The sequence below is a fragment of the Bartonella sp. B23 genome, from assembly GCF_053793815.1.
Map to the genome: position 1 here is coordinate 1,241,296 of NZ_CP200033.1, position 18,950 is coordinate 1,260,245.

The 18,950-nt window shown below is 36.4% G+C and carries 11 protein-coding genes; all 11 read left to right on the forward strand.

The window, feature by feature from the left end:
- The first annotated feature begins 120 nt into the window (after positions 1–120).
- On the forward strand, positions 121–1,143 hold the full coding sequence (locus tag V4B17_RS05455) for a BID domain-containing T4SS effector (RefSeq protein WP_455479167.1): 1,023 nt from the start codon (positions 121–123) through the stop codon (positions 1,141–1,143).
- 322 nt (positions 1,144–1,465) lie between these two features.
- The gene (locus V4B17_RS05460; protein WP_455479168.1) at positions 1,466–2,197 is read left to right on the forward strand and encodes a BID domain-containing T4SS effector; all 732 of its coding nucleotides are present in this window, start codon (positions 1,466–1,468) and stop codon (positions 2,195–2,197) included.
- Positions 2,198–3,057: 860 nt separating this feature from the next.
- Positions 3,058–4,296 (forward strand): BID domain-containing T4SS effector, encoded by a 1,239-nt coding sequence (locus V4B17_RS05465; protein WP_455479169.1) that lies wholly within the window; start codon positions 3,058–3,060, stop codon positions 4,294–4,296.
- 295 nt (positions 4,297–4,591) lie between these two features.
- Positions 4,592–6,043, forward strand: coding sequence for a BID domain-containing T4SS effector (locus V4B17_RS05470; RefSeq protein ID WP_455479170.1), 1,452 nt, complete (start codon positions 4,592–4,594; stop codon positions 6,041–6,043).
- Positions 6,044–6,365: 322 nt separating this feature from the next.
- Positions 6,366–7,097 (forward strand): BID domain-containing T4SS effector, encoded by a 732-nt coding sequence (locus V4B17_RS05475; RefSeq protein WP_455479168.1) that lies wholly within the window; start codon positions 6,366–6,368, stop codon positions 7,095–7,097.
- Between the two features lie 860 nt (positions 7,098–7,957).
- A complete protein-coding gene (locus V4B17_RS05480; protein ID WP_455479171.1) occupies positions 7,958–9,004 on the forward strand; it encodes a BID domain-containing T4SS effector in 1,047 nt (348 codons plus the stop codon).
- Between the two features lie 299 nt (positions 9,005–9,303).
- Positions 9,304–10,353, forward strand: a complete 1,050-nt coding sequence (locus tag V4B17_RS05485; protein ID WP_455479172.1) for a BID domain-containing T4SS effector — start codon at positions 9,304–9,306, stop codon at positions 10,351–10,353.
- Between the two features lie 1,261 nt (positions 10,354–11,614).
- Positions 11,615–12,277, forward strand: coding sequence for a BID domain-containing T4SS effector (locus V4B17_RS05490; protein WP_455479173.1), 663 nt, complete (start codon positions 11,615–11,617; stop codon positions 12,275–12,277).
- 243 nt (positions 12,278–12,520) lie between these two features.
- Positions 12,521–13,108: a BID domain-containing T4SS effector gene (locus tag V4B17_RS05495; RefSeq protein ID WP_455479174.1), complete on the forward strand. Its 588-nt coding sequence runs from the start codon at positions 12,521–12,523 to the stop codon at positions 13,106–13,108.
- 282 nt (positions 13,109–13,390) lie between these two features.
- On the forward strand, positions 13,391–16,159 hold the full coding sequence (locus V4B17_RS05500; RefSeq protein ID WP_455479175.1) for a BID domain-containing T4SS effector: 2,769 nt from the start codon (positions 13,391–13,393) through the stop codon (positions 16,157–16,159).
- Between the two features lie 290 nt (positions 16,160–16,449).
- Positions 16,450–18,810 carry a BID domain-containing T4SS effector gene (locus tag V4B17_RS05505; protein ID WP_455479176.1) on the forward strand — a complete coding sequence of 787 codons (2,361 nt, stop codon included), beginning with the start codon at positions 16,450–16,452 and terminating at the stop codon, positions 18,808–18,810.
- The last annotated feature ends 140 nt before the right edge of the window (positions 18,811–18,950 follow it).

Here is an 18,950-nt window from a genome sequence, read left to right on the forward strand (position 1 = left end):
GTGTAATAATTGTTCGCATTAAGAGACTCTTTTAAATAAAAAACTTCAAATAATAAGAACAAAAAATACATTAAGGAGTTTTGTATATAAATATTGTAAAAGCTTGAAAGGAACGCATGTATGGAAAAAAAACACCTCTCTCCTTTTTCATCCCGCACGCCAGGAAAAACAGAAAAACAACATGCCGCAACATCTCTCAATTTAGAGAGTGCACAGGCGGTAACTACGCAACAAGAATTAACTTTCCTAAAAGAAAGAATCGTTGATAAAGTGAAGTGTTCTCCACTAGTCGAAGTATATGCAGAGGGAATTCAACGTTGGTCAAAAACTGTTTATGGCTCTAAGAATATCTTGCATACAGAAACTAAAAAAATCCTCGAAGATCCTGCGATGGGAGCTTCCCTTTTAAAGCGTGTAACAGAACATCCTGCGTCTATTCATTCGCTTGCAGGTATAGAAATATTTGGCTTTAAGACAAAAGCGCGCAAAAACGCTGAAAGCGCTGTATCCCACCTATCTTCTGCCATTGATGGTTATATGAAGGCTGTAGACTATACATATAAAGGTATGAACATCACAGCTCCGGTAGAGAATAAAGTACTGGAAAGAAGCCTACAAGAATCGCTTGCTGCTGGAAAAAGGGAAGCATCTCTATCAAGTGAAGTGGCTACGGGCTTAATCCGAAATAACGTATCCGTTCAAAAAGATTACTTAAAACTCAAATATTGGAGTCGAATTGTATACGACAATCCAGATGCCCTTCAAAAGCCAATGGAAGACATTCTGAAAAATCCTGCTATGGGAGAACAATTATTATGGACGCTTAAAGCAAATCCTACATCTTTTCATAAATTCGCTGGCCGCAGCGTATGTGGAATTAAAAATGGAACACGAAGATGTGCTGAATCGCATCTATCAAACCTGTGTAGTGCTTTTGAAGATTACATACTTACTGCAAAAGAGGCAAAAGAGTTTATTTTACACGAACAAGAAACGCAACAAAGATGCATTAAGGCACCAGAGGGTTCAAAACAAAAGGTTGAACAAAGGGTTCAGCAAAGCAAAGAAAGACAACACTCTCCACAGCATGAAGTACAACAACATAGAGCTAAAAGTGGAAAAGGAATGGCTTTTGCTATGTAAACATATATAAAAACAAGCCTTGGCTTTTAAAAAGATCTTTTGATGCAGATCATTTTAAGGAATTTGCGTCAAAAGGCAGTGCAGGAGTGGAGAAAAGTCTCACCAGAATGTTCCCATAAACCTAGTATAACTCATTCGATTATATTTTATAAAAGGCTGTATTAAAGACGTGAATGTCAATTATTGTGATTAATCTGGATGGTAAGATTTCTTTCGGAGGTTATCTAAATCTATATCCTCTTTAAATGAATAGCTATCAAGGTGGAAAATACGTCAAAGAGTTTTTATGGGAAATATTGCAAAAACCTAACAGGAGACGTGCATGGAAAAAAATACACATCTTTTCACATCTTGCATGCCAAAAAAATTACAAAGACACTCTAAGAAAGCAGCTATATCATCTCCTAAACGAGAACATCTACATACGAGATTTACCAAATTTGTATCATCAAAATTTAAAAAAGAAAACACAGCAGAAGATATACCACCACCGTTTGAGCTAGAAGATAAAAGCGAACATGCAACGGTTTCTCTCAAAAAAGTGCTGCGCAAAAGAGAAGAATTTACAAACAAAGTGCAGGAAAATTTATTGGTTAAATCATACAAACAAGACGTCTTATTTTGGTCTGCTATGGTGTATGGCAATAAATATGTTTTCCAACAAGAAATTCAAGAGATCCTACAAAATCCTGCTGTAGGAGATGAAACATCACAGATAATTGCAACATGTCCTGAAGCTATTCATCCTCTTGCGGGTAAGAAATTGCTCTGCATAAAAACGCGTGCACGCAAAAATGCTGAAAAAAGTTGTAAATACTTACATAGTGCTATGCAAGATTATACAAGAGCTGTAAAAAATGCAGAATATTTCCCTTACACAAAACCACATACTCCTGAACAAGCTACCGCAAAAAAAACTGAATGCTTAGAAAAATCGCTTCATACCGAAAAAGAAATAGAATCTCACGCGTGTAAAAAAATTGCCTCCCCCCAGAAAGATACAAAAGTTCCATGTAAGAAAAATTCAGTGTGGATACCGAATTTTTCACGTTAACCTACTCATTTTGTAGAAAAAACTGGAGAGCTTCAAAAGACTTTTCTATGGGAGAAAAATTCGCATGATAGAATTCAAACAATTCTCTATTTTCAGCAAGTTTGCAAATAAAAAAGACGCTCAATATCAAAAAACTAGAGCGCGTATACACTGAGGAGAATATTACATAACAAGATGAAGGATTTTAAAAATTATAAGAAAAAACACAGCAAATAAAAGATGTTATTTTAGCCAAACAGCAGAGAAGATAGAAAAGCTAAAAATATGCCAAAATCTTAAGAGGGTCTAGCAAAGCCTCATTGTTTCATCACCACGGAAAGAGGAGATATCTTGTTTTTTATACCAATGCAACAATAATTCCATGTTTGGGAATATTAATGACCAAATCACCTAAACATCAAAAAATTGTAAAGCCTTACAGAAAAACAGTCTCACAACGCTTTCTTACATGCTTGATGTATCAAAAAACAAAAGCGATTTTTAGCTATAAAGCTTGAAAAAACAATGTCAGGTGTAGATCCTAAAAATCGATTGCACCTTATCAATACCTCCCACTAATGAAGTATAAACCAACTCTTCATTTGCTTCTTCTTAGAGAAAACCATTTCATCGCAATTGTATAAAAGAATTATTATAGAATTCTATCCACAAAAATACCATATTTTGCATTATATAACACATCAATAAATTTCACAAAAAAGATACATAAAAGACACAAATACTAATTACAATGTGTCCAGATAGCGTCAAATATTTGGAGATTGTTTAAATTGCTGCATCTCTTCGTATAAAAGCTATCAAAATCTAAAAATAAAAAGAACACTAAAGAATTTTTTAATAATGCTTAAAGGGCAATATGCATGAAAAAAAGCCAAACATCCCATTTTCAAAAAACTTTGATAAAAAAACCCACACAACACCATTCAAAAGTTTTTTCAAGAATCACAAAATCAACTCCTGTACTGGAAGAAAATCAGCAAAATGAAGTTTTTTTAACAGAAAATGTTTCGACTGCTGTCACAAGTTCAATGACACCTCTGACAGAAGATGAGAAAACTGGGGATATGAGACAAGAAAAAAGCATATTCGCGCCCCTCTCCTCACGACAGGAAAAAACAGTTCTCTCAGAGGAACAAATTACAAGATTAATTCCACACAACAAGTTGGAGAACGGGTTTAGAAAAGACATTTATCAATGCTGTCAGATTGTTTATGGCAACAAAAAAGCTTTGCAGAAAAAAATTAAGGAAATCCAATGCGACCCCGCTGTAGCAGAAGATCTTTCGTGGCAAATTGCACTAAATCCTGGTAATTTTTCTAAACTCGCCGGCACCAACATATGTGGCATAAAAAATGAAGAACGAAGAAATGCTGAAAAAAGTATTGTCGCTCTTTGCGAAGCTATTAGTCAATACGGAATAGTTGTAAAATATGCAAGAGACTGCTTATCGCAGTTCCCAAATTCGGAATTAAAACGCTATGAGAAATTAATAGACCATAGAAGAATGGACAAAATTTTACAAAGTCGACATCATTCTGAAAGGGAAAAAGGGCCTCTTTCAAATGCAGAAGTTCTTGACATGATTCAACGAGATTCTGAAGTCAAAAAACATCAAGCACGAGTACGTTATTGGTCTAAAACTATTTTTGGAAATCAAGATGCTTTGCAAAAACAAACTGAAAACCTGCTCCAAGATCCTTCTATGAAAGAAGTTTTTATACAACAACTTGAAGCAAGACCCCAGTCTTTTCATAAACTTTCCGGCACCAATGTATGTGGCATAAAAAATAAATCCCGCACAAATGCTGAAGCAAGTCTTTCACACATGCTTTATTCTGTTAGCAACCTTGCAAATGCTGTAGAGAAAGCAAAAGAGAGTATCTTGCAGAGTCATCAAGAACAGCAAAGAAATCATACCTCATCTATAAAATCAGCTAAAGATTTGCATAAACAACAAGACTTATCAGAGAACTCTGAGTGCTCATCAGTTGTCATACATCATGGAGTCTCTGAAACTTCTAAACATACACACAAAAAAGCGCAAAGCGTTCAACCACGAAAAGCCCCAGGAACCAAAGCTCTAACTCTCGCTAACTAAGCGTGTACAAGTTAAGCTTTCGCTCTTAATTTGGCCTTTTTAGCGCAAATCCTGCAGGATAATGCGTGCCAAGAATAGAGAAAAATATTTTTTTAATTTAATACAACCTATTGATAAACACAAAAAAAACATATAAAATATCTAATGTTAACACATTATGTACTTTACAGAGTCTTAGAATACCATTCGAGTTACGATGCTTTTTTTGACTAAAAACTATCAAAAAAGCAAGGATGAAAAATACACTAAGGTGCTTTCTGAGAAAATATTGTAAAAGCTTGAAAGGAACGCATGTATGGAAAAAAAACACCTCTCTCCTTTTTCATCCCGCACGCCAGGAAAAACAGAAAAACAACATGCCGCAACATCTCTCAATTTAGAGAGTGCACAGGCGGTAACTACGCAACAAGAATTAACTTTCCTAAAAGAAAGAATCGTTGATAAAGTGAAGTGTTCTCCACTAGTCGAAGTATATGCAGAGGGAATTCAACGTTGGTCAAAAACTGTTTATGGCTCTAAGAATATCTTGCATACAGAAACTAAAAAAATCCTCGAAGATCCTGCGATGGGAGCTTCCCTTTTAAAGCGTGTAACAGAACATCCTGCGTCTATTCATTCGCTTGCAGGTATAGAAATATTTGGCTTTAAGACAAAAGCGCGCAAAAACGCTGAAAGCGCTGTATCCCACCTATCTTCTGCCATTGATGGTTATATGAAGGCTGTAGACTATACATATAAAGGTATGAACATCACAGCTCCGGTAGAGAATAAAGTACTGGAAAGAAGCCTACAAGAATCGCTTGCTGCTGGAAAAAGGGAAGCATCTCTATCAAGTGAAGTGGCTACGGGCTTAATCCGAAATAACGTATCCGTTCAAAAAGATTACTTAAAACTCAAATATTGGAGTCGAATTGTATACGACAATCCAGATGCCCTTCAAAAGCCAATGGAAGACATTCTGAAAAATCCTGCTATGGGAGAACAATTATTATGGACGCTTAAAGCAAATCCTACATCTTTTCATCAACTCGCTGGCCGCAGCGTATGTGGAATTAAAAATGGAACACGAAGATGTGCTGAATCGCATCTATCAAACCTGTATAGTGCTTTTGGAGATTACATGCTTACTGTAAAAGAAGCAAAGGAATATCTTGCACAAAAACAAGAAACGCAAAATACATCGCAGCATACTATGCAAGTAGACAAATCTACAAAGGCAGTAGTACAGGAAAAAGTTTCTTCACTACAATCACCTCTTTCAAATGAGCAGGTATTTGGCATGGTTAGGAATGAACCGTCCGTTCAAAGATGTTGCAGACTAATCAGATATTGGAGTCGAATTGTATACAACAATCCAGATGCCCTTCAAAAGCCAATGGAAGACATTCTGAAAAATCCTTCTATGGGAGAACAATTATTATGGACGCTTAAAGCAAATCCTACATCTTTTCATCAACTCGCTGGCCGCAGCATATTGGGTCTTAAGGATGATGCACGAAGATGTGCTGAAAACAGCCTATCCTATCTGTGCAACGCTGTTAAAAATTACACAGGGATGGTAAAAGAAGCAAGAGAGTTTATTTTACACGAACAAGAAACGCAACAAAGATGCATTAAGGCACCAGAGGGTTCAAAACAAAAGGTTGAACAAAGGGTTCAGCAAAGCAAAGAAAGACAACACTCTCCACAGCATGAAGTACAACAACATAGAGCTAAAAGTGGAAAAGGAATGGCTTTTGCTATGTAAACATATATAAAAACAAGCCTTGGCTTTTAAAAAGATCTTTTGATGCAGATCATTTTAAGGAATTTGCGTCAAAAGGCAGTGCAGGAGTGGAGAAAAGTCTCACCAGAATGTTCCCATAAACCTAGTATAACTCATTCGATTATATTTTATAAAAGGCTGTATTAAAGACGTGAATGTCAATTATTGTGATTAATCTGGATGGTAAGATTTCTTTCGGAGGTTATCTAAATCTATATCCTCTTTAAATGAATAGCTATCAAGGTGGAAAATACGTCAAAGAGTTTTTATGGGAAATATTGCAAAAACCTAACAGGAGACGTGCATGGAAAAAAATACACATCTTTTCACATCTTGCATGCCAAAAAAATTACAAAGACACTCTAAGAAAGCAGCTATATCATCTCCTAAACGAGAACATCTACATACGAGATTTACCAAATTTGTATCATCAAAATTTAAAAAAGAAAACACAGCAGAAGATATACCACCACCGTTTGAGCTAGAAGATAAAAGCGAACATGCAACGGTTTCTCTCAAAAAAGTGCTGCGCAAAAGAGAAGAATTTACAAACAAAGTGCAGGAAAATTTATTGGTTAAATCATACAAACAAGACGTCTTATTTTGGTCTGCTATGGTGTATGGCAATAAATATGTTTTCCAACAAGAAATTCAAGAGATCCTACAAAATCCTGCTGTAGGAGATGAAACATCACAGATAATTGCAACATGTCCTGAAGCTATTCATCCTCTTGCGGGTAAGAAATTGCTCTGCATAAAAACGCGTGCACGCAAAAATGCTGAAAAAAGTTGTAAATACTTACATAGTGCTATGCAAGATTATACAAGAGCTGTAAAAAATGCAGAATATTTCCCTTACACAAAACCACATACTCCTGAACAAGCTACCGCAAAAAAAACTGAATGCTTAGAAAAATCGCTTCATACCGAAAAAGAAATAGAATCTCACGCGTGTAAAAAAATTGCCTCCCCCCAGAAAGATACAAAAGTTCCATGTAAGAAAAATTCAGTGTGGATACCGAATTTTTCACGTTAACCTACTCATTTTGTAGAAAAAACTGGAGAGCTTCAAAAGACTTTTCTATGGGAGAAAAATTCGCATGATAGAATTCAAACAATTCTCTATTTTCAGCAAGTTTGCAAATAAAAAAGACGCTCAATATCAAAAAACTAGAGCGCGTATACACTGAGGAGAATATTACATAACAAGATGAAGGATTTTAAAAATTATAAGAAAAAACACAGCAAATAAAAGATGTTATTTTAGCCAAACAGCAGAGAAGATAGAAAAGCTAAAAATATGCCAAAATCTTAAGAGGGTCTAGCAAAGCCTCATTGTTTCATCACCACGGAAAGAGGAGATATCTTGTTTTTTATACCAATGCAACAATAATTCCATGTTTGGGAATATTAATGACCAAATCACCTAAACATCAAAAAATTGTAAAGCCTTACAGAAAAACAGTCTCACAACGCTTTCTTACATGCTTGATGTATCAAAAAACAAAAGCGATTTTTAGCTATAAAGCTTGAAAAAACAATGTCAGGTGTAGATCCTAAAAATCGATTGCACCTTATCAATACCTCCCACTAATGAAGTATAAACCAACTCTTCATTTGCTTCTTCTTAGAGAAAACCATTTCATCGCAATTGTATAAAAGAATTATTATAGAATTCTATCCACAAAAATACCATATTTTGCATTATATAACACATCAATAAATTTCACAAAAAAGATACATAAAAGACACAAATACTAATTACAATGTGTCCAGATAGCGTCAAATATTTGGAGATTGTTTAAATTGCTGCATCTCTTCGTATAAAAGCTATCAAAATCTAAAAATAAAAAGAACACTAAAGAATTTTTTAATAATGCTTAAAGGGCAATATGCATGAAAAAAAGCCAAACATCCCATTTTCCATATTTTTTTATAAACGAATTAAGACAAATTTACGGACAACTTATCACAGGGACATCTACCTCTAAAGAATTTCATGTGGCGCATAATTCACAAGAAACAACACCCACCTTCTCGGAACTGACACCTGCAAGAAGAATATGGCATGATCCGCAGGTTGTAGCACATGCAAAATCAATAATGTGTTGGTCCTCTGTTGTTTACGGTACCAACAATATTCTTCAGAAAGAAATGCAAGATATTATACAAAATCCTGCTCTTGGTAATGAAATTGCATGGAAAATTGCGGTAGATCCTCAATCTATTCATAAATTTGCTGGTATCAATGCATGTGGCTTAAAAAATGAAACACGCAAAAACGCTGAACGAGGTGTTATGTCTCTGTGTCACTCTATTGAAGAATATACAAAGGTGATAAAATATAAGCGAACTCACCTATTTTCTCAGCCACAACAAGAAAATTATGAACAACCGGAACAGCCTGCAGCAACAACCCAAAGCCTGCAAGAATTACTCCATCATCCTGACAGAGAAAAAAGTCCTCTCACGAATGAGGCAATTGTTGAAATGTTTTTTGTTCTCTCATCTATCCGAACATATGAAAAACAAACTGAATTCTGGTGTAAAAAAGTGTATGGAAATTCGAATGTTTTGACAAAAAAGATTATGGAAATTCGAAAAAATCCTGATATCGGGATTGATCTCTCAAATCAGATTGCAAACGATCCTCAATCTATTCATAAATTTGCCGGTATCAATGCATGTGGCATAAAAAATAAAGCCCGCAAAAATGCTGAAAATAGTATTTTATCTCTGTCTAACAGTATTAAATTTTGTAGCGATACTGTAAAAAAAGCAAGAGAATATATTAAACAGAACCATGTAATACAGCAAGAGTTTGCCGATGTACCAAAAGCTACACAAAGCACTCACTCTATAAAGCAAAGACATCATCCCACTCCACAACGAGAGCGAACATACAAAATTGAGGATGCAAAAGGAATAACTTTGGCTATGTGAATTTGCATAAGCTGGCTTTTTATACAATCAGTTAAAACAAATTGTTTTATCTCAATTGTGTCAAAAATCATTATAGGAACCATCAAATTTCAGGGTTAGGTTATAGATTGTCATCAAAATACCATGAATAAGACTTCATGAAAAAACGTGAAAATCAGCTAAAAATGAATAGAAGCAGCTTCGATTTTTTTTGAGATAATTCAAATTAACACCCTCCTTTATACAAAAGCTCCTAAAACGTGGAGCTAAAAAATAAACCAAAAATCTTTTCCAAATATAATTCTTAAAAGGAGACATATATGAAAAAAATTGCCCCATCTTCTACAGAGCTGCCAATGACAGAATTAAGGGGATCTCATGAACAATCTGTCAGAGAAGCATCTACCTCTGAAAATCCTCATGATGGACCTGCTCCACAAGAAGAAGAAACCAATCTCTCGGATATGAAAATTGCAGATAAATTACGGAAAAATCCATTGATCTCAGCACATATAAATGCAGTACAAAATTGGTCTGAAATAGTTTTTGGTAAAACGGGAGTTATGGATACAAAAATAGAAAAAATTCTGGAAAATCCTTCTGTGAGTAATAGAATTTTGTTAGCAATTTCATTAAATCCTCAGTCTATTCACAGTCTTGCTGGCAAAAATGTATGTGGCATAAAAAATAGAACCCGCAAAAATGCCACAGAAAGTTTAACTCCTCTCTATGATGCCATTCGTGGTTTAGCACAAACTTCAGAACATGCACACAGCAGGATGAGACTTCAAGCGGAAAACGGGTATGAAAAACCAATGGAGGGTGCAGAAGCGCTCGAAAGTCTGTTGGCATCATACAATCATGCGAGAGAGACATCTACTTTAGACGATGAAATGATGGAAGTACTTACAAAAGATCCATTTATTCAAAAACATAAAGAACAGATCCAGTATGGGTGTATAAAAGTATTTGGACATCCAGATGTTTTAAACGAGGCAATTTCCGATATTACACGAAATCCCCGCGCATCCTCTATTCTCTTGCATCAGCTGAGAGAAATGCCTGAAATTTATCATAGTCCTATCGGCTTTAATATATGTGGATTTAAAACCAAAGGGCGCATAGAGGCTGAAGCTAATATGAAACATCTGATAAGTCATATTCAATTTTATTGTGATATTGTACAATCCTCAAAGGAGTTTCTCAAGGTAGAACATGCTGAACGACAAGAACGTAATGGCATATCACAAGATCAAACATCAGAAGCTGCTTTACAGGATATCCAGCACGCAAGGGCAGAACATCATACTGCTCCACAGCAAGAACAATCACGTAGATCTGAATCTAGAAGAATGGCTTTGGCTATGTGAGTTTGTATAATCTTTTCCTTTTAATCCGATCTCTTGGCGCAAATCAATAGAATCTGAAGAGGTGTGAGATTGTACGCGTGTCTATGCAACGACACCGAAGAAGCCGGATTCTACTTACTTTACGTGGATTGCGCCAGGTTTTTCGTGCGATATTATAGAAAATATTTCAGAAATAGTATCCACAATTTAGGTTTATTAGTGGAATTTTATAAAAAACATACATAAGAAGTTTTTTAAACAATTTTGAAAAGAGTTATTCATAGAAAAGCGCCACTTGTAGCCTTTTACAAAAATGAACTTAAGAGACCTTTATGCAATCCATTGACCAAATAACAAAGAACAGCACGCAATAGCGATAAGAGCTGTAATTTAGATGTAATAATGAGAAGAAGAGTGACAATATTGCTCACATCAGATCAAATTTCTGACAAACTTCGAAAAAATTTGGACATCCTGCACAGCGAAGAAAAAGTCCTGTCTCTATGCCAAACTGTTTATGGTGATTCAAATATTAAAAAAAAGAAAGTGGCTAAAATTCTTGAAAATTCTAAAAGAGGATATAAACTCTTAAGTAAGCGTTGTACATCAGCTAAGGGACAGTGTTTCACAAAATGATCAAGTAAACAAAGAACACCACAAACCCTTTAGAGAATTAGCTGGAAACTTGCATACACAGAATTGCAAAGGATCCTGAGGATATAGGTACATTTGCCAGCGTAAAAGCGTTTAGCATAAGAAGTAATGTACGCAAACACGCTGAAAAAGAATTTTGATTTTTACATGATGCTATTGAAAAATTTGTACGGATTTTACAAAAATATCCGAAAAAATTACCTCTGATAAAACAAAACAAAAAATCTTTACCAGCAGAAAAAATTTGTTTATTTTCAGTACATTCCATTTCATAAAACCGCTGATAAAAAGATGTTTATATAAACGCATATCCTGTAGAAATGCGTAAGTTTTCGTCTGTAATATAATTTTTGTGCAAATTATTTTATGTGAATTGCACCAAGGATTATAAGAGAATCCCACAAAAATATCCATTAAAATAGATCCCGTAACTTTATACAACATCTTGACAAAATATTCATAAAAAAGCCGTATTCAAAAGGTAACAATGCAATTTATAATGTATGTGAATGGTGTAAACTTTTAAACTGTTCAAAATATCTTTTCCTATCTTTTAAAAATTCTCAAAATATAGAAGGAGAGAATATATCAAAGGAATTTTCTAAAATAATTCTGGAGGAAAATATTCATGAAAAAATATAATCTACGCCATTTTGAACGATCTGCCTCAGCGAAACTTAACGCAGAGTCTTGCAGATCATGCGACCAAGATCGTCTTACACAGCACCCAGAAGAAATCGTTTATGCAGATGTTCCTTCGTCTCACAAAAAGCTACCTCTCACGAAAAGGCAAATTTTTAAGAAAATTCAAAAGAACTCAACGGTTCAAACTTGTATGGATGATATTCGCTATCATTGTAATCTTGTTTATGGCAACCCAGGTATTTTAAATAAACAATTAGCTGAAATCATTGAGAATCCTAAGCAAGGGAAGGATCTCTCACTGAATATTGCTGGAAATCCTACAAGTATTTCTGAGCTTGCTGGTAGGGAAGTATTTGGTATAAAAAGTCATGCCCGTAAGCGAGCTCAACAAAATGTACATTCTTTGTGTGATTCTGTTGAAAGGTTCATGGGAGTTGTATACGCGTTACGCAATGAAATTGTCCGTACTCAAACGCAACAGAAAAATTTTGATGATTTGGGAAGCTTAGAAAAAGCAGTAACACAAGATACTCGTCATATAGAAGAAAAATCTCATTCTGTTGTACGAAAAAAGTCGTCACATAAAATTGAAAATGAGGCATCAACTTCTTGTGTAAAAGAATCTAGATTTTTGTTTGGCATCTGATTTTTTTGGCACAAATTGTTTTGTGTAAATTTCGCCAAAGAGCGCGTAATTCTATGGAATGTTGCAAAAAATATCTGTCAGAATAGTCTCCATAATTACATAAAATTCCATAAAAATAGCATATTAAAGACATAAATTTCAATTATAGCAATGATGATGATCTCCTTTGCATGAAACCATCAGGGCATAAGGAGAGAAATTGCATCAAGGAGGTTTTAAAATAATCCTTGAAAGGGAATATATATGAAAAAACATCACTCAAACTCTTCTGAAAAAGTTAATTTGGAAAACGTCCATACGGAAATTAATGACATTATTTTACAGCATCCTGCAGTCAAGCGATGTCGAGCACGAATAGAACATTGGTGCCAAAATGTTTTTGGAGATTCAAATATTTTGCGAGCAGGCGTTGAAGATGTATTAGCGGACCCTTCCACGGGGGGTAAGCTCGTAGAAAGACTTTCAGAAAATTGTCAATCTTTTGGTAAACTTTCTGGTGTCAATATGTGTGGTATAAAAAATAGAGCGCGCAGACATGCTGAAGCGAGTATTTCACCACTGATTGACACGGTTGAGGAATTAATGGCCGTTGTACAGCAGGTAAGAGGTAGTGTTTCACAAAATGATCAATTACAAAAAGAACAGCAAAAATCCTCTAGAGAATTAGCTGGGAGCTTGCATACGCAACAAGATTTATCGAAGTCTTCTGAGAGCTTATCAGCAAGCATGGATCGTGAGGTTCCTGGAACTTCTAGACATCAGAACGAGAAAACGCAAAGTGTTGAATCATGCAAAGCTACAAAAACAAAAGCTTTGGTTTCCATTTCTTAAGCATGCGTGAAATAAGTTATAGCTTTTGGGTAGATCTTTTGAGCGCAGATCTTGCAAGGTGGTTTGTAGCTAGAAGTGGTAGTAATATCGATGGAAAATTTTATAAATCTCCATCGTTTGAATTAAGCAATTGGTAAGATTGCATATAAATTGCGAATACAGACTATAGTTTGCGCAAATTTATTATCTCCCTTCAAGCGAAAAATTATGAAAAAACAAAAATGGGGAGCCTACTAAAAAGGTTAAAAAATAAATACCACAAAATTTTGAAAGGAAGAATATATGAAAAAAAATCGGCCTTCCCATTCTGAAATCCAGGAATTAAAGCACGGACCTGTGCCATCCCCTTCAACACCATCTCCACAAAGTCCATCTTCTCTAGAAGAAAACGGATCAAACATTGAGCAATCCCTAGGAGAGGAACACATATACGATTCACCTCCTTCACCACCCCATTCAGTTCATCCAGAAAGCGAAGGGCAAGAATCCGTATATTCTGTACCTCCTTTACCTGGTAACTCTTCTTTAAGTGAAGCTATATACGATTCACCTCCTTCACCACCCCGTTCAGTTCATCCAGAAAGCGAAGGGCAAGAAATTGAGGGTTCCATATACGAAACATCTCCTTCAAATCGTCCCCTTTTTCAAGCAAGAAGAAGCGATCAGGTTATATACGCTGTGCCTCCTAGAGCAGGTCAACCTCTTTCAAGGCGAGAACATGTATATGATGTGCCTTCTTCTTCACGTATTTTGTCTCCCTCAGAAAGTGAGTCAAGCGCTACGCCAAATCTCGTAGATCCATACGCAGTAGTAAACTTAGATGACCTGCATGCTGGTATTTTTGATCCGACACAGCTAAGTGATCAACAACAAGACATAACACGAGGTCCGGCGCGAAATACCGTGAGGAGATCTGCTCCTCCGGAATTACCGCCACGCCCGGATGAATTTGATGTATACGAAATACCAGACGCTGATGACTCACATACTTTAGAAGATTCAGAACACTTGTATATGGATATTCCGGATCTGATGCAACAAAGTGACCAACAACAAAATGTAACGCAAGGTCCAGCGCGAAATACCGCAAGAAGATCTGCTCCTCCGGAATTACCGCCACGCCCGGACGAGCTTGATGTATACGAAATACCAGACGCCGATGACTCATACGTTTTAGAAGATTCAGAACATCCATATATGGATGTTTCAGATTTGGTGCAACAAAATGACCAACAACAAGGTGTAACACAAAGCCAAGATGTCGAGGCTATATATGAGACTATTCCAGACCTACCGCAATCAGGACATACAGAACAGCGTGCTGAATTAACTAAAAAGGAAGATTCCATATACGCGACTGTTCTTCCCAAAGCATTGCGACACCCAAAAGCTGTAAAGCAGAGTGCTGAAGAAAAACAAAGGAAGGATAGCGTACTGGAAGATACTCCCCCAGATCTGCCGTCACGCCCAGCAGATTTGAGTATCGACGAGAAAGAAAATCCAGAGCAAAAGATTACAGAGGCAGTTGTTCGTCCAAAAGTATCGACACACTCAAAAAATTTAAAACAAAGTGCTACAAGAACTACACAAAAAGATCCTGTAGGGAGACCTTTTCGTCCTGAATTACCGCCACGTCCACAAAGCATGAGACAAGGCGTTACAGAAGGTACACAGGGCGAAGGCGTGTATGCAGCTATGGCTCCTGTAGACCCACTTAGTGTGAAGAGAAAATTTTTCCGTAGTGTATCAGAGACAGGGTCAAGACAAAAGTCTGAAACTGTAGGGAAACCTTTTCGTCCTGAATTACCGCCACGTCCACAAAGCATGAGGCAAGGCGTTACAGAAGGTACACAGGGCGAAGGCGTGTATGCAGCTATGGCTCCTGTAGACCCACTTAGTGTGAAGAAAAAATTGTTCCGCAGTGTATCAGAGACAGCGTCAGGACAAAAATCTGAATATGGTTATAAAGATGTCTCTCCAGAACAAGCACCGCCATTACCTTCAAAAAGATTTTCGTACTCAACAGATGAGACAGATACGCCGGTATCACATCAAAAGCACGAGCATGTATATGCAACTGTTTCTATAAGACCACCGATATCTCCAATAAATGAAGAGCAAGCCATCTCATCACACGGAGAAGGTAGAGTTTTAACTGATTCTCCTCAGGATCAATCAAATTTACCGCGTATGAAAAAGTCATCTTTAACGAGATCACAGATAGAAATAGCGTGTTCAGCATATAGACAAGAAGTCAGACGTTTGTGCTCTATTGTTTTTGGTAAGGAATATCTTCTCGATAATAAAATAGGTGCAATTAAAAAAGATCCTGATCTAGCGGAAGAAGTTTCAGTGCAAATTGCATCATGCCCTGAAAAAATTCATAAACTTGCTGGTGTTAGTGTATGTGGTATAAAAAATAAGCCGCGCAGAACAGCTGAAGCTGGTATTTTTCCCCTATGTGAAGCACTTACAAATTATGCGAAGGCTGAAATATATGCAAAAAGCATGGAGCAGCAGAGAAATCTTAAAACGGAAATAGCACCTCTTTCAAGTAAGGACGTTAACCGCAGAGTTCACAGATCTGCAACGGTTCAGCAAGCGCGTGATGAAATTCGAGTTTTATGTAAAAAAGTCTTTAACGATCCAAACCGTTTGGATAACAACATGAAAGATATTGAAGTAATTCCCGGTATTGGAGCAGAGCTTTCATGGCAAATTAGGAACCATATTCATATTTTCGGTAAATTAGCTGGTAGCGAGTTCTGTGGCTTTAAAACAAGTGCACGTGAAGAAGCCGAAAGATTTATCCCTCCTTTATGTAAAGCAATTGAAAATTATTCAGAACATGTAACGAGCATGAAAGAAAGCATTCTACAAAGCCATCAGAGAAAGGCAGAATCTTACAGGATGCTTACAGACAAAACTCAGCATTTACAAAGCCAACAAAAAGAAATTGCTGGTGTCAGCGGGCAAGCAAAAAAAGCAATATCAGAGGATCATGCTCAAAGGTTTGTACACAAAAAGGCAGCAATGGCTACCTCCATCTAGCTATGCATAAGCTTTAGCTTTTAACGTGATATTTCGGTGCAATCTTTTCATATAGATTGCACCGTATTATTTTATCTAACTAATTGATAAAATTTTATAAATTCATAAAAAAAACGTATAAAAGTCATAAAAAAAAATTACTTCCATTATACATAATGCAGCATTGGGAAATCATTTAATCTCGTGCTTTTTCTTCTTACAGAAGGAACATCAAGAAACAGAGATAGAGAGTACACTAAAGAAGCCCTCAGAGAAAAATATAATATGAGGAAGCTTGAAAGGAAATATCGATGGAAAATAAAAAAACGAACAGTCCTGCATCTCTCTCACAAGAAGAATTGCGAGAGCATCACCAGACACCCGATCAAGAAATCCGTAAAAAGTTAAAAGCAGAAGCACAAAATTTCTTTTATTCTGACAGCACAGTGCTGAGAAACAAATATCGTATCACCAATCAAAAAGAATTTGTTGCTGCATGTGCTCGTGATGCAAAAGAGGCAATGGAAGGACTACGTACAGCCCCCTTGCCAGAAAAAATTGATTCCTCCTATCTAAAAAGCCTTCACAAGAAAATGTTTTCCAAGACATTTGAATGGGCCGGACATACACGTGATGAACGCTTCACATTTGCAGACGGGAGTGTTGCTTCCGCACCGTTGCTGAAAGAAAAGGAATTTACGAGGCCTTTTGCTGTCGGCAAAGAAATAGAACGGGGATTTAAACAATTAGATGAAATGCTCCTTGAAAAGGATGATTTGCAAAAATTGACACGCGAAGAGTTCGTTGAACATGCATCTCAAATCATGTCACATTTGTACTCTTTAAATCCTTTCAGAGAGGGAAATAGACGTACAATACAACTTTTTGTTGAAAAACTTGGACAAGCTGCAGGCTATAATTTAGATTATTCTCTTGTATCAAAAAAACGCAAGGCATTGATCCGTACTGAGGCAGTAAACAACGGTGATATGGATCCTATAAAGCATCTCCTTGAAGATATCTCTAATCCAGAAAGTTTGTCTGCTTTACGTGAATTTACCGATGAAATGAACCAGATTGGACTTGGTGAAAGTAATTATCGTCTTACTGTTGCAGCACGAGGAGGCCATACGTATCGTGGTGTCTGTAGAGGCAGCGGAGATAATGGCTTCATGATGGATGTTAATGGGACTTTCGTTGTAGGAAATAAAAAATATCTCTCACCAGAGCGAGTAAAAACACTAAAAATTGGTGATCACTTTTCTTTCACAGCACCTCTTCCTCAAGAAGCAAAAAAAGTGCTTATTCCAAAAGAAAACGTTCCATCCCTTACCAACGAAGAACTTTCTCAAAGGGTCTATGAAAGCGCATTGGTCAAAAGCAGCTTAAAAAACATCCAAACTTTGTGTAAAGTTGTTTATGGCAAAGAGAATATTTTGCAAAACAAACTTCCAAAGTTTGAAATTCCAATGACACGTGAAAGTTTTAACCAGGGAGAAAAGTTGCTGCGGAATATTGGAGAATCCCCTGAATCTGTTCATAGGCTTCGTGGTGTTGGTGTATTTGGCCTTAAAAGCAGTGCACGCCAACATGCTGAAGCAAATTTACTACCTCTCTGTCATGCTCTTGTCGGATATGTACGTGCTGTAAGAGATGCTCAAATGGATATTCTAGAAAGCCATACTGCCACACAAATACGTTGTGAAAAGTCGGTAGAAATGCCTCGCGACGAGTTAAAAAATCTATTTTCTATGTCCAAAGAGGAGCAACAAAAAATTTTGGCAAGCTCTCCTGAGTTAACCGCAGAAGCACAGCTTTATTTCATGAAGCTCCAAGAACGTTTATCGCCAAGTGACCTTGCAGCTATACACAATAGACATTATAGGAAGCTTTCTGAAAGTCTTGGAACATCAATGGATAATGCAGAAGAAATTTCAGCAGTCGTGAAACAAACAGAGGAGATCTGCAGCACTATTCAACAGCAACATCGCGAAATGAATAGGGAGAATGATCGCAATGTATATCAATCTTCAATATTACACATTGGCGAACAATCTGTTAAAATAGATGCAACACCAATTAAAGCAGATAAAATTGTAGAATTTGCCAAACAAGAAAGAGCAAAAGAAGAAATAATCCAATCCTCTAAAGTTGGGCATGCAACAATAGAAAGCATTGTCGAAAAATCTGCTGAAACAAGCGTAAAATCAGTGGAAGAAAAAGGAATTTTAACACATTCCGACACAGTAAAAAAGCAAACTGAACCACATAAAGTTGGATATGCAGCATGGGGAAGCATCAGTGAAAAATCTGCTGATATAGGCACACAATCAATGAAAGAAAAAGGAGTTTCAGCATATCCAGACACAGTAAAAAAGCAAACTGAACCACATAAAGTTGGATATGAAAAAATAGGAAGTGGTACTGAAAAGTCTATAGGAGTAAGCACACAATCAATGAAAGAAAAAGGAGTCTCAGCGCGTACCGACACAGTAAAAAAGAAAACTGAACCACATAAAGTTGGATATGCAGCATGGGAAAGCACTGAAAAGCAACCTATGGAAAAAATGGCAACACCAACTAAAGCAGAAAATGTTTTAGAATTTACCAAACAAGAAAAAACGTTAGAAGAGCAAGGTCGACAGCGTCGTGCAAAAGCTATGACAATATGATCATACTTTAAGCTTTGCTTATTAATCTATTCTCTTGGTACAATCATTTTTGTGGATTGTACCATGGGGGGAGTGTCAGTCAAAAATCCCCTCTTATTTTGCTTAATCCATTTATAAGTTGCAAAAAAAATAAATAAAAA